This is a genomic window from Sphingomonas sp. Leaf22 (assembly GCF_001421715.1).
Lineage (GTDB): Bacteria > Pseudomonadota > Alphaproteobacteria > Sphingomonadales > Sphingomonadaceae > Sphingomonas.
In genome coordinates this window covers 1-13085 of the sequence record NZ_LMKP01000014.1, presented here as the reverse complement: position 1 = coordinate 13085, position 13085 = coordinate 1, and the positions used below count along the sequence as shown (strand labels likewise).

The 13085-nt window shown below is 65.0% G+C and carries 12 protein-coding genes and 1 pseudogene; 7 read left to right on the top strand and 6 right to left on the bottom strand.

Annotated features, from left to right (window positions below):
* Window positions 1–218 precede the first annotated feature (218 nt).
* On the top strand, window positions 219–1385 hold the full coding sequence (locus ASE70_RS08990) for a nucleotide sugar dehydrogenase (RefSeq protein ID WP_056503746.1): 1167 nt from the start codon (window positions 219–221) through the stop codon (window positions 1383–1385).
* Window positions 1386–1439: 54 nt separating this feature from the next.
* On the opposite strand, the gene ASE70_RS08985 is transcribed toward ASE70_RS08990, so the two are convergent.
* The 5 genes from ASE70_RS08985 to ASE70_RS08965 all read right to left on the bottom strand — a co-directional run bounded on the left by ASE70_RS08985 (window position 1440) and on the right by ASE70_RS08965 (window position 5780).
* Window positions 1440–2084: a helix-turn-helix transcriptional regulator gene (locus tag ASE70_RS08985; RefSeq protein ID WP_056503743.1), complete on the bottom strand. Its 645-nt coding sequence runs from the start codon at window positions 2082–2084 to the stop codon at window positions 1440–1442.
* Between the two features lie 141 nt (window positions 2085–2225).
* Entirely contained in the window at window positions 2226–3623 is a 1398-nt protein-coding gene (locus ASE70_RS08980; RefSeq protein ID WP_056503740.1) for a tetratricopeptide repeat protein, read from the bottom strand.
* Window positions 3624–3815: 192 nt separating this feature from the next.
* Entirely contained in the window at window positions 3816–4112 is a 297-nt protein-coding gene (locus tag ASE70_RS08975; RefSeq protein ID WP_056503737.1) for a type II toxin-antitoxin system RelE/ParE family toxin, read from the bottom strand.
* Window positions 4109–4387 carry a type II toxin-antitoxin system ParD family antitoxin gene (locus ASE70_RS08970; RefSeq protein ID WP_082450911.1) on the bottom strand — a complete coding sequence of 93 codons (279 nt, stop codon included), beginning with the start codon at window positions 4385–4387 and terminating at the stop codon, window positions 4109–4111. The genes ASE70_RS08975 and ASE70_RS08970 overlap by 4 nt, the downstream gene beginning before the upstream one ends.
* Window positions 4388–4442: 55 nt before the next feature.
* Window positions 4443–5780, bottom strand: a complete 1338-nt coding sequence (locus ASE70_RS08965; RefSeq protein WP_056503734.1) for an ABC1 kinase family protein — start codon at window positions 5778–5780, stop codon at window positions 4443–4445.
* 244 nt (window positions 5781–6024) lie between these two features.
* Between ASE70_RS08965 and ASE70_RS08960 the strand changes: the two genes are divergently transcribed.
* The 3 genes from ASE70_RS08960 to ASE70_RS08950 all read left to right on the top strand — a co-directional run bounded on the left by ASE70_RS08960 (window position 6025) and on the right by ASE70_RS08950 (window position 8023).
* On the top strand, window positions 6025–7227 hold the full coding sequence (locus ASE70_RS08960) for a GGDEF domain-containing protein (protein ID WP_056503730.1): 1203 nt from the start codon (window positions 6025–6027) through the stop codon (window positions 7225–7227).
* Window positions 7228–7334: 107 nt separating this feature from the next.
* Window positions 7335–7637: a type II toxin-antitoxin system HigB family toxin gene (locus ASE70_RS08955; protein ID WP_056503727.1), complete on the top strand. Its 303-nt coding sequence runs from the start codon at window positions 7335–7337 to the stop codon at window positions 7635–7637.
* A 17-nt stretch (window positions 7638–7654) separates the two neighbouring features.
* A complete protein-coding gene (locus ASE70_RS08950) occupies window positions 7655–8023 on the top strand; it encodes a helix-turn-helix domain-containing protein (protein ID WP_056503796.1) in 369 nt (122 codons plus the stop codon).
* A 452-nt stretch (window positions 8024–8475) separates the two neighbouring features.
* On the opposite strand, the gene ASE70_RS08945 is transcribed toward ASE70_RS08950, so the two are convergent.
* Window positions 8476–10983, bottom strand: coding sequence for a TonB-dependent receptor (locus ASE70_RS08945; RefSeq protein ID WP_056503724.1), 2508 nt, complete (start codon window positions 10981–10983; stop codon window positions 8476–8478).
* A 202-nt stretch (window positions 10984–11185) separates the two neighbouring features.
* Here ASE70_RS08945 and ASE70_RS20985 point away from each other — a divergent pair, with 202 nt between their 5' ends.
* From ASE70_RS20985 to ASE70_RS21070, 3 genes and pseudogenes are all read left to right on the top strand, one after another.
* Window positions 11186–11338, top strand: a complete 153-nt coding sequence (locus tag ASE70_RS20985; protein ID WP_156356103.1) for a hypothetical protein — start codon at window positions 11186–11188, stop codon at window positions 11336–11338.
* Between the two features lie 186 nt (window positions 11339–11524).
* Window positions 11525–12220: pseudogene (locus tag ASE70_RS20875) on the top strand (calcium-binding protein); the annotation flags it as partial.
* A gap of 63 nt (window positions 12221–12283) precedes the next feature.
* Window positions 12284–13036 carry a DUF4214 domain-containing protein gene (locus ASE70_RS21070; protein ID WP_443024865.1) on the top strand — a complete coding sequence of 251 codons (753 nt, stop codon included), beginning with the start codon at window positions 12284–12286 and terminating at the stop codon, window positions 13034–13036.
* Window positions 13037–13085: the final 49 nt, after the last annotated feature.

Genomic DNA, 13085 nt, shown 5'->3' with positions numbered 1-13085 from the left:
CTTGCTGGCGGTCGGTGCCTGTCACGGCACCGGCCGCCCGGGCCGCCATCGCTTTTTTGCAATGCAGCATTTTCGGTCCGGAAAACCGGAATCTGCCCCGGATCGAAGCGCTTCGCCGTCCGTGACGCCATGTTCAGGGGGGTTGTTGCGTGCCCGTTCCGGGGCTAGGCGGTTTCATCATGCGGCGATGCGCCGGGCGGGCAAGGGGTGCTACGAACATGAAGATCGCGGTTTTCGGACTTGGCTATGTCGGCATGTCGAACGCAGTGTTGCTGGCGCAGCACAACAATGTCGTCGCCGTCGACATTTCGGACGACCGCGTCGCGCTGGTCAACGACCGCAAGTCGCCGATCGGTGATGCCGAGCTGGAACGCTTTCTTGCCGAACGCACGCTTGACCTGACCGCGACCACCGATGCCGCGCAGGCGCTGGACGGTGCCGACTATGTCATCGTCGCCACCCCGACCAATTACGACGTCGAAACCGACAAGTTCAACACCAGCTCGGTCGAGGCGGTCATCAGCAAGGCGGCGGCCGCCGCGCCGCAGGCGACGATCATCGTCAAGTCGACTATCCCGGTCGGCTTCGTCGATGAGGTCCGCCAGCGGCTGAACGCGCCGAACGTGGTGTTCAGCCCCGAATTCCTGCGCGAAGGCCGCGCGCTGTACGACAATCTCCACCCGTCGCGGATCATCGTCGGCGAACGCTCGGAACGCGCGAAGATCTTCGCCGACCTGCTGCTGCAGGGTGCGGAGAAGAAGGATGTGGCCGTGCTGTTCACCGACAGCCGCGAGGCGGAGGCGATCAAGCTGTTCGCCAACACCTATCTCGCGATGCGCGTCGCCTTCTTCAACGAACTCGACAGCTATGCGATCGCCGGCGGCATGGACACCAAGCAGATCATCGAGGGCGTCGGTCTCGATCCGCGGGTCGGCATGCACTACAACAATCCGAGCTTCGGCTATGGCGGCTATTGCCTGCCCAAGGATACCAAGCAGCTGCTCGCCAACTATTCGGAAGTGCCGCAGAACCTGATCCGCGCGATCGTCGATGCGAACCGCACCCGCAAGGATTTCCTGGCGGACCAGATCATCGCGCGCCGCCCGAAGAAGGTCGGCGTGTACCGCCTGACGATGAAGGCCGGATCGGACAATTTCCGCCAGTCGTCGATCCAGGGGATCATGAAGCGGGTGAAGGCGAAGGGGATCGAGGTCGTCGTGTACGAACCGAGCCTCGACGAGGACAATTTCTTCGGATCGAAGGTCGTGAAGGATATCGACGCGTTCAAGGCCGAGTGCGACGTAGTGATCGCCAACCGCGCCGCGCCCGAACTTGCCGATATCGGGACCAAGCTGTTCACGCGCGACATCTTCGGTTCGGACTGACCGGTCCCCTGCCGCCGCGTAAGGGGTTCACGCGGCGGCAGAAGCCTTTTGGGGTTATCCCCGTCCGATCCGCGCCAGCAGGCTGATCAGATCGGCCTGCCGCGACACGCCGGTCTTGGCGAAGATGTGGCGCAGATGGACGCGCAGCGTCGTCTGGCGACAGTCGCGCGCCGCCGCCGCCGATTCCAGCGAATGGCCCGCCATCAGCAGCGCGGCGAGCGCGACCTCGCTGGGGGTCAGGTCGAACGCCTCGCGCCACAGCTGTGATGCCGGCGCAGGACGCTCGGCCGGGTCGATCAGCGTCACCACCGCCGCGCCGGGCGTGGCGTGCTGCAGCCGCATCGCCCAAGGCACCGGCCGCGCGATCAGGATCAGTGGCGCGCGATCGGGGGCGGCGTGATAGCGTAATGCCGCCGCCTCCGGCGCGATCCGCGCGGTGGCACGCGCGAGCACGGTGTCGACCCGCGCCTGTTCGCAGGGCAGCAGCGTCCAGCGCGCCACGCCGTCGCCACCGCTGACCAGCAGCGCGTCGCAAGCCGGCGTCGTGCGCAGGATGCGACCGCTGGCGTCGATCAGTGCGCCGGCCTCGTCCGCCTGATCGACGCGGCCCTGCCAATACAGGTCGCGGCCACGATCCCCCGATCCATGGTCCGCGACCTTCCCCCATTCGGTCGAAACGACCGTGCGTACCCCCGCCATATCGCTCCCCTGAACCGGTCGTTACCGAACGGTTCGATGCTAGGCCCGCCGCACCGGAATCGTCCGGTGGCAAGGTGTCGCAAAGCGTCGCATCGGGTGGTGATACCGCGAAATCGGTGCGGAATCAGGTGGATCGACCGGTCAGGCGGTGTCGATCCGTGGCTGTGCCAGCGCCCGCAGCGCGGCATCGATCCGCGCGTCGCCGGCAAAATGCGCCCGGATGCGGCGGACGAATCCGGCCGATCCCCATCGTTCGCCCCGCGCCCGCGCATCGTCGAGGATCGCGAGCAGCGCCGCCCGGTCGCCCGCGACCGCGGCGACGAACGCCGGCCAGCTATGGTCCGGCAGGTCGTCATTCTGGGTGATCGACACCGCACGGCTGAGGATCACCGCATAGGTCGTGGCCCGTCCGATGCCCGCGCGCCGGTCGCTGTCGATCGTGCGCCGGAGCGCGGCGCTATAGGCGATGAGTTCGGGTTCGCCGCGCACCTGGGCACGGATGGCGAGGTGGTGGGCGTAGCCGGCGAGATCACCCTCGGCCAGCGCGGTGACGCTCAGCGCGTCGTGGACGCTGGCCAGCGTCGGATATTGGGTGGCGACGGTGGTGAGCAGCGCCTGCGCCTGCTGCGTCCGCCCTGCCGACCACAGGCCCCAGCCATAATCGGCAAGCAGCCATGGCGCGCCGGGCGCCAGCGTCCGCGCGGCGTCGAATTCGCGCTGCGCGGCGGCGTCCTCGCCATTGTCGGCAAGGATATTGGCGTACCATAGATGCGCCAGCGGGTCGCCCGGGGCATGGGCGATCGCGCGGCGGAACAGTTCGCCGGCCCGTTGCGGCTTGCCGTCCCACCAATAGGCGATGACCCCGTCGACCCGGTCGGCGACCGCCGAGTGCGGATCGATCGCGCGGGCCGCCGCCGCCGCGGCGCGGGCCCGGCTGATACAGAGCGTGTCGGAGGCCGATCCGAACTCGCGGGTCAGCACCCATGCCTCGGCCAGCGCCTCCTGCACCTCGACATTGCCGGGATGGTCGTGGGCGAGGCGGGTCAGCGTGGCGGTGGCGGCGTGCAGTCGCGCGGCGCTGCGCATCGCCGCGTCGTCGCGGGCGGCGACGAAGCGCGCATGGGTCGGCGCGTCGAGCCGGTCGGGCGAGGGGCCGATCCATTCGATCCCGGCGACGCTCACCCCCAGCAGCGCCAGCGCGCCCAGCACGATCGGCCAGCGGCGCGGCGGGGCCGGGCGGGGTAGCGCCAGCGGGTCGATGGCGGGGATCGGTGGCGGGGTACGGGGCGGTTCGGAGGGAGGGTCGGCGACGGCACCGGGCGTCGGGTCAGGCGGCAGTGCCTCCTGCCCCGAAATCCACGCGTCGAGTTCATGGGCCAGCGCATAGACGCTGCGGGCGCGGCCGCCGGGCAGGGCATGGACCGGCAGGCCGCGCTCGCGCGACCAGCGGATCGCGGTCGAGCGGTCGCGACCGAGATAGGCGGCGATCGACTTCCACCCCTCGATCCGTCGCGCCGGTTCCCCGACCTGCCCCATCATCTTGCCACCCCCCGGTTTTGTCCGTCCGCCGGCATATCCCTACTCGATACCGGGTACGCCACGGACCGTCCAGCAAGCGGTTGGGCGGGCAAAGGTGACGAAGGTGCCACGTACCGCATGGTTTGCGGGTGGCCGGTGCGCGGCCGGCCGGACCGGCCGAGCATGACGGGCACAGGGCGTGTAGGAAAGGGGTCAGTGCAACCGCAGTGCCCGGTCATGATCCTGACCGGGCCCCAATATCCGATGGACGAACACGCGGTCGGACAATGCGGAATAGATGATGCCATATCCTTTCCATGACCGTCGGCGAATACCCTGCCGTTCGTACCGCGGGATCAGGGGGAAGGCGCGGGGCATATCGGCGAGACCGGTCGCGACCGTGCGCAGTTCGACGACGAAGGTCGCCGCGCGGGCGGGATTGTCTTGCGCGATGAAGGCGGTGATCAGTTCGAGATCGACCTGTGCCCGGGCCGAAAGGATTACCCTCATGTAGCGGAGCGATCTTCCGCCGTCGCCAGGCGCGCCATGATCCCGTCGCACACGACACCGAGGTCGATGCCCCCGCCGGCCTGCATTTCAGCCATGCTTTCCGCGATCGACGTATCGAGTTCGCGCAACCACCGCGCTTCGTCCTCGATCCCCTGTTGATCGCGGCGGATCAGGTCGCGGACATAATCGCTGGCGCTGGCATAATGCCCACTATCGACGCGCGCCTGCACATGGTCGCGCAACGGGTCGGGAAGCGAGATGTTCATCGATGCCATGGTCGTCTCCAACGGCAGAATAATGGCAAAAAATGCCATCGTCGTCAACAAACGTCTACATGTCGACAGGTCGACCCGTCGCCTTCGCCGCCATCCCCCGCACGTCGACCCGCGCCTTCAGTCGTGCGCCGAGCAGCGCCGTGCCGCTGATCTTGCGCTGTACGAACAGCGTTTCGACGTGCGGCACGTGCCACGTCGCGCGGTCGGTGGCGAGGGTGCGGGCTTCCTCGCGGACCACCGGCACGAAGGCGCGGTCGCCGAAGTCGAAGGGGCCGGGACGGGCCATCGCGTCGTCGATCGCGGCGATGATCCGGTCGACCGCGCCGCGATGCGCTGCCACGGCGGCGGCACCCAGAAAGCCGGTTTCGACCGCCACGTCGCGGATCGTGTCGCGGTCGTGGGCGAGGCCGGCGGCGATGAGGCGGCGGTACGCATCGGCGGTGTCGGGCGGCACGGGGCGCGTCGCGCCGAAATCGAGCAGGACGACCCGGCCACTGTCGGCCTGCCAGCGATAATTGGCAAAATTGGGATCGGTCTGCATCTCGGCGAAGTCGAACAGTTCGCGCAAGACCAGGTCGATCATCGCGGTCATCGCCGTGTCGCGCGTGGCTTGCGGCGCGGTCGCCAGCCCCTCGATCGGGGTACCGTCGATATAGTCCATGGTCAGGATGCGCGGCGTGGTCAGCGCGTCGACCGGCGCGGGCACGACATAGCGCGGGTCGCCGGCAAGGCGCTGCCCATAGCGGCGCATGGCGTCGGCCTCGCGCAGATAATCGGCTTCGTCGGCGAGCTGGCGCTTGGCCTCGGCGAGCAGGGGTTTCAGGTCCAGTTCGCGCGGCAACAGGTTGGAGACGCGCAGCAGCGTCGCGACATTGTCGACATCGGCGTCGATGCTTTCGCGCACGCCGGGATACTGGACCTTGATGGCGAGGCGGCGGCCGTCCTTCAGCTCGGCGCGATGGACCTGCCCGATCGAGGCGGCGGCAATCGGGTTCGCGTCGAACTTGGCGAGCTTGCTGCGCCAGTCGGTGCCCCATTCGGCGATCAGCAGCCGGTCGAGCTGCGCGGGCGGCATCGGCTGACCCTGATTGCGCAGCTGGGCGAGGATGGTGGCCAGTTCGGGGGGCAACAGGTCGCCCGCGTCCATCGAGATCATCTGCCCGAGCTTCATGGCCGCCCCGCGCAGGTGCGACAGGCGGTCGGCCATGCGCTTGGCATTGGCGGGGGTGAGGATCAGGTCGCCCATGCGCGGGCGTTCACCGCTCGCCAATCGCCGTGCTCCTTCGGCGAGCACGCCCCCGGCGATGCCGCCGGCCAGACGCCCGAAGCCGGACAGGCGCGACAGACGGCCAGAGGGAACGGCGCGGCCGGGGCGGGTGGGTTCGTCGGTCATGGGGGCGGAGCGACTGGGGTGGCGTTGGGTTCCGGTGCGTGGGGGACGGGGGTCGAAGTCCGCCGGAAAAGGCCTGCTCCGGCATGTTGGCACGCGGGCACCGGATGCCGCTTGCGGCCCCGGTCTGCGCCGCGCGTCCGTCCGTGCCACCTGTACCGGACGTTGACCGCTGCAAGTAATCGTGCCGATTCGTCGCCCGGTCGATAGTATGATTCCTTAATAGTATCGGATTATCGGACGGTTCATGCATGTCGATGCCCAACCGATCGATCTGACGACGATGTTTTTCGTCAATGGACTGACGTCGTTTGCTACCGCATTGTTGTTCCTTGGTTTCTGGCGGGTGACCGATTACCTGAAACGGTCGGACAGCCTGCTGTACTGGTCTGCGGCCTATGGCCTGCTCACCATCGGGTTTCTGTTGCTGGCGTCCACTGCCGTCGGATTGGTGCTGCCCCGTGGCCAGTTGATCGCGAACCTGACGATCGATGCCGGAACCGCGCTGTCGCTGGTCGCGACCAACCGCCTGCTGCATCGCCCCGCCCGCGACAACTGGCCGATCGCGGTTGCCGGGTGCATCGCCATCGTCGAAGTGGCCTATGCCCTGTCGCGCCCCGTGCCCGATTACGGCGTCATGCTGGTGATCGGCGTCATGTTGCGCGGCCTGCTGACGATCGCCACCGGCGTCGTATTGTGGCGCGATGCCGATACATCGCATCGGCCGCCGGCAAGGCTGGCGGCGGTGTTCCATTTCGCCTGGGCGGTGACGATGGCGATGCGCACGGTGCCGGTACTGATCGAGACCCAGGGGATTGCGGCGTTCGAGCTGAGTTCGATCGTGGCGTTGATCGTCCGGCTGCTGCTGTCGTGGATGATCGCGATCTGCCTGTTGTGGATGATCGCGCGGCAGCTGGACGAACGGTTGATCCAATATGCCACCCGCGACACGCTGACCGGTCTGTCGAACCGGCGGGTGATGTGGGAGGCGGGCGCGCAGCGAATCGCCGCGCTTGACCGCAACGCGGGCGAGGTGCGGCTGATCCTGCTCGACATCGATCATTTCAAGCAGGTCAACGACCGCTGGGGGCATCCGGCGGGCGACGCGGTGCTGGCGACGGTGGCGCGACGGATCGGCGAGACCGTGTGTCCGGGCGATCTGGTCGGCCGGGTCGGCGGCGAGGAGTTCATGATCCTGCTCGCGCCCGCATCGTCCCTGACCGCCGTTGACCTGGCCGAACGCGTCCGGTCGGCGATCGAGCAAACGCCGATCGTCGTCGCCGACGACCGGGAAATTCACTGTACGATTAGCCTGGGGTGCAGCCGGACCGGCCGGGGCGGCACGAGTTGGGAAAAGCTGATCGCGCAGGCCGATGCCGCGCTTTATGCCGCCAAGGATGCTGGACGCAACCGGGTGGTCGATCATGTCGCGCTTGCTGAAGCGGCCTGACGCGGGCGGGGGGCGGACTGCCCGGAACGGCACGGCAAGGACCATGGTTGCTTCCCAATATGGGAAACCAACTTGTTTCCCATATTGGGAAGCTTTATAAGGTCGTCATGCGGATCATCGCCCGAAACCGGTTGATCGCCTTTTGGGAACGGCATCCCGCTGCCGAAGCGTCGTTGAAGCATTGGCATGAAGTGGCAGCCGCTGCCGCATGGCAGAACCCGTTGGATGTCATGGCCGATTTTTCGAAGGCAAAGGCGCTGAACGGGGAACGGGTACGGTTCGAGGTAGCTGGTGGCGATTACCGGATGATCGTGGCGTTCGATTGGCGGCGATCGATCGCGTTCGTGAAGTTCATCGGTACCAATGCCGAATATGACCGGATCGATGCCCTGACGGTGAGCCTGTTTTGATGGAAGGAAACGCAGCCATGCATATTCGCCCGATCCGGAGCGATGCCGATCATGAGGATGCGCTTCGTGAGATCGAAGCGTTATGGGGTGCCGAGGAAGGAACCGAAGCAGGGGACCGGCTCGACGTGCTGGTGACGCTGGTCGAAACCTATGAACGGCAGCGCTGGCCGATCGAGCCGCTCGATCCGGTACGAGCCATCGAGGCAGCGATGGAAATGAACGGCTATACCCGTGCGCAACTGGCCATGCTGATCGGGCAGTCGCGCGCGACCGAGATACTGAGCCGCCGCCGGGCACTGACGCTGCCGATGATCCGGGCGATTTCGGCGGCGTGGCATGTTCCTGCCGGGGTGCTGGTACAGGATTATGCGCTGACCGGGCGGTGAGGTCACCCTCCTGCAGATTGGTTCACGCGGAGGCGTGGGGAAGGGAGAAGGAGGGGGAGCACACGGAGGCGCGGAGACGCGGAGGAAGAAGGGGAGGGGGTTCGCGCAGAGGCGCAGAGGCGCAGAGGGGGTGCGTCTCCGGCGGATGTCACCCCGCGCAAGCGGCCTTCCGCTATCTGTCAGCGGGGAAGGTGTCTCCCGATCGCGAGCGCCCACCCGGATCGCAACGCCTCCGCGCCTCTGCGCCTCTGCGCGAACCCCCTATCTTTCTTCTCTTCGCGTCCTTTGCGCCTTCGCGCGAACCATTATCCCTTGTCCGTCGAAATCCGCCGCCAAAGGGATAACCGGAAGCTTACCCGCAGGCGTACCCCCGCGCAGGCCGGGCCCGGAGCCAAGCAAGGCGGCGTTTCCCGTGTGGCCCTGGACCCCCGCCTGCGCGGGGGTACGGGAGGTCAGAACGACGCCGAGATCGTCACGCCGTACGTCCGCGGATCGCCCGGTTGCCCGACGATCAGGCCGGTATTGCCCGACTGGGTCGCGAGCAGTTCATAGTAATTCTGGTCGAAGGCGTTGCGCAGCCACAGGAACGCGTTCCACCCGGCATCGGCGCGGTAGCCGAGGCGGAAGTTCGCAAGGCTGTAGCCGTCGATATAGGTATAGGCCGAGGGCGACGGGTTGGACGAGAAGCGCGAGCGATAGCTGCCGTCGAAGCCGAGATAGGCATTGCCGTCGGTGGCCCCGATCTTGGCCGGCAGGGTATATTCGGCACCATAGCTGAACGCCCATTTCGAGATGCCGGGCAGGCGCTGTCCCGATACGTCGCAGGCCGACGGGCTGATGCCGCCGGGGGTGCCCGCCGGGCTGGTCTGCTGCCCCGCCGCCGGCGCGCTGCCGCCCGACAATTCGGGCGGGCAGGGGGCGTCGGTGAAGCGGACGTACTTCGCATCGGTGTATGCCGCGTTGGCATAGAGGTTCAGCCGCTCGGTCGGGCGGAAGGCGGTGTCGAGTTCCAGCCCACGCGTGCGGACCGCCTCGGCATTGGCGAGATAGCCGCGCAGGACGCCCAACTGGCCGTTGGTCACCGTCGCCTGATAATCGGCGATGTCGGTCCAGAAGGCGGCGAGATTGGCGGTGATCCGCCGGTCGAGCCACTGGGTCTTCAGCCCCAGTTCGTAATGATTGACCTGTTCGGGCTTTACCTGTGCCGCCGCGAGGATCGGGTTGTTGTCGCGGTCGAGCGGCAGGCCCGACAGGTTGATGCCGCCCGATTTATAGCTGCGGGCATAGGTCGCGTACGCATGGACGTCGCGCGCCACGTCATAGGCGAGGGTGACGTCGCCCGACACGTTCCAGTCGTCGAAATCAGGCTGATACGACTGCGGGGCGAGCACGCCGCGCTGGTCGTTGGTCAGTATGGTCGATCCGCTGCCGGTGGTGACGACCGACACGTAATCGCCGGTCTTCTTGTCATAGTTCACGCGCACGCCCGGCGCGATCGAGAGCGCGTCGGTGATGTGCCACGTCGCTTTCCCGAATACCGCCGCGCTGGTGTTCGAGAAACCGATGGTGTTGCGCGCGGTCAGGCCGCCCAGCACCGCCGGGTTGCAGGCCGCCGCCGTCACGGGCGCGCAGCCGGCGCTGCCCGGGGTGACGCTGCCGGGGTTGAGCAGGAAGCGCGAGGCGGCCGGCCCCTGGACCTGCAACCCCTGCGTATCGATCGTCTGGTGGAAATAGAACAGGCCGGCGACGTAATCGACCGGGCGCTTGCCGTTCGACGCGATGCGCAGTTCCTGGCTCCACTGGCGCTGCTGCGACGGATTGGCCGACACGATGGTGATCGGCAGGCCGGTGAAATCGCGGTCGTTCGACGGGTCCCAGTTCCAGAAACGCCACGCGCTGACCGAGGTCAGCGTCGCCCCGCCCAGGTCGAGATTGCCGACCAGCGAGACGCCGCCCAGTTCCTGTCGCGCACGCAGCGGCGTGTCGAGGTCGGTCAGCCGGTCGAAGGCGTTGGTCGAGGGCGGGGCATAGCCGAACGCGGCGGCGAGCGCGGCATATTGCCGGTTCAGCGGGCGCTGCGTCGTGCCGGTTCGGACATAGATCTGCGCGCAGCAATCGGGGTTCTGGTGGCCGTAATCGCCGTACAGCGTCACATCGAGATTGGGCGCGGGCGTCCACAGCAACTGGCCGCGCACGCTCTGGTTATCCTGCGCATTGGCATAGCCGCCCAGCACGGTGTTGCGGATCGTGCCGCGCCGCGAGGTGACCGAGGCGGAGATGCGCGCGGCGAGCTTGCCATCGACGATCGGGCCGGAGGCGGATGCCTTGGCCTGGATGAAGTCGTAATTGCCGGTGGTGAGTTCGACGCGGGCTTCGGGGGTGAAGCTCGGCTTGCGGGTGGTGATGTTGATCGCGCCCGCCGTGGTGTTCTTGCCATAGAGCGTGCCCTGCGGCCCGCGCAGCACCTCGATCCGTTCGGTGTCGGTGAAGTCGAACGTCGCCGAGGCGATGCGGCTGTAATAGACGCCATCGACATAGATGCCGACGCCCTGTTCGATACCGTCGTTGGTAAGACCGAACGGCGCGCCCAAGCCACGGATATTGGCGGCCGAATTGCGCGGGTTGGTCGAATAGAATTGCAGCGTCGGTTGCAGCTGGGTCAGGCGGTTGACGTTGTACGCCCCGGTATCGGCCAGCGTCGTGCCGCCGATGACCGAGATCGCGATCGGCACGCTCTGCACCGTTTCCACCCGGCGGCGGGCAGTGACGACGATGTCCCCGCCGCCCTGTGCGGGGGCAAGGCGGCCGGTATCGGCGCGCGGCGGGTCCTGTGTGGTCTCGGTTTCGGGTGTGGCCTCTGCCGGTGTGGCCTGTGCGGGGGTGGCGGTTGCGGGCGCGACCGGTTCGGGCACCACCGGCGTGGCGACCTGCGCCAGAATCAGCGCCAACGACAATGCCATGCGTAATCTCCCTGTATTACGTGGGAGAATGGCCGGGATAGCATTGCCGATCAATAGAGTGGGGATTTAGGGCGGGGGTAGTTTTGCTTGGGGGGTGGGGGGAGACCGCAGGGGCAATCAAAGGCAGTCTACACGAACCGACCCTTTGGAATTATGCGTGATCCGGCACGCGAGGGTCCGCCTCGCTCAACGCAACGACATAATGGTCGCCACAATCGGCGATACCGGTCGTGAACACCACGTCGCGGACGTACATCTGATCTTCCAGATCGCGGGTCAGGTCGGAGTTCGCCTCCAGCAGCAGGGCATGGTCGGTGGAGATAGCCCGGCTCGGATCGGCGGCGTCGAGGATTGACTGACAGGTGCGACAGACGCCGACAATCTTCTTCAGCTTGGTTTAATACTTATTCGTATAATCAGAAAACTGTAAAATTTATTCACATACGTCATCCGCCCGTAACCATTTTTTATAACAAAAACTGCAAATAGAGTAACCAAGGAACGTACTTGCAGTTTCTGTGCGTAGGGCGAAAGCGACAGCATGATCAGTATCATCGCGGACCCGATCGTTGCATTGGACATGTACGAGACGGCACTCTCCAGTTACCTGGCTCCTGTTCTGGCTGTGAAAACGGCGAACAGCATCGAATTGCGGTTCGATGGCGGTTTTCGTGATGAAATGATGGTAGCCGGAATGGCCATCGGAGCCGACGGAACAATCATTGCCGGTACGATCACGGATATCTTCGAATACCGCGACGGTACCAAAATTTTCGCTATCGGCGGTTTGAATTTTCCTGCTGTCGATCTCGCGAAGTTAGTCGAGACGGGTTCGTACGACGAAATCCTGGAGAGGATATTTTCCGAGAACGTGAGGATATTCGGATCCAGCCTAGACGATCGCCTATACGGTTCCGAAGGAAACGATATGATTTGGGGCGGGATCGGGGATGACGAGATTGAAGGGCTAGGTGGCAATGATTTTCTGTACGGCGGTATCGGTAATGATATAATAGTCGGTGGTGACGGTGTCGATACCGCAATGTTAGACAGTTATTTCAATAATAATGTCGTGGGTTTCGACGATGGTTCGATCCAGATAGTTGGTTCGGAAGGTAACGACGTTGCCGAAGGAATAGAGTATTTCCAGTTTACCGACGGTATGTTCGTAACGGATGCGGATAGTGCGGGTGCGCAGGTGATGCGTTTGTATGACACGATTCTGGATCGTGCGCCGNGCCGAAGATCACCAGCCCCTTTTATTGCGACCGGCGTCGAGTATTTCCAGTTTACCGACGGTATGTTCGTAACGGATGCGGATAGTGCGGGTGCGCAGGTGATGCGTTTGTATGACACGATTCTGGATCGTGCGCCGGATGCGGTTGGTCTGGAGTTTTACGTCGATCGTATCGAAGATCGCGGGGTATCGTTGGCAGCGGTTGCGAATGAGATTGCGGGATCGGCCGAGTTTCAGACAGCAACGGGTGGCCTCAATAACGGGCAGTTCGTCGATTACGTGTACCAGAAGGCGTTGGGACGTACTGCGGATGCAAGCGGCAAGGCATTTTACACCCAGTTGCTGGATGCTGGTCTGAGCCGCGGCGTGTTCGTGGCCGATCTGTCGGAATCGGCAGAGCATCGCGGTCTTACGGCGGAAATGGTAGCAAATGGCTATTTCAGCGTCGACGACAGCTATCAGGCGGTAACGCTGTTCTATGATAGCTTCCTGGGCCGTCGTCCGGATGTGGGTGGTCTGCAATATTACGCCGATCGCGTGAAGTCGGGAACCATGTCGCTGTCGCAGGTAGCGGACGATTTCGCCGGTTCAAGTGAGTTCAAGGCAGCTATCCAGGGCAAGAGTAATGCCGAACTGGTGGATTATGTCTATCGCAACACGCTCGACCGCGCACCGGATGCGGGTGGTGCTGCTTATTATACCGACCTGCTGAACAAGGGCTTTGCCCCGGCGGCATTCGTCACCGAGGTCAGCCTGAGCCAGGAACATTATAACCTGATGAGCGGTGCCATCATCAACGGTATCGATTTGATATAAGTTCATAGATGCACCGCCCTGCTCCGCCTGCGCGGCAATGCCCGCGCGC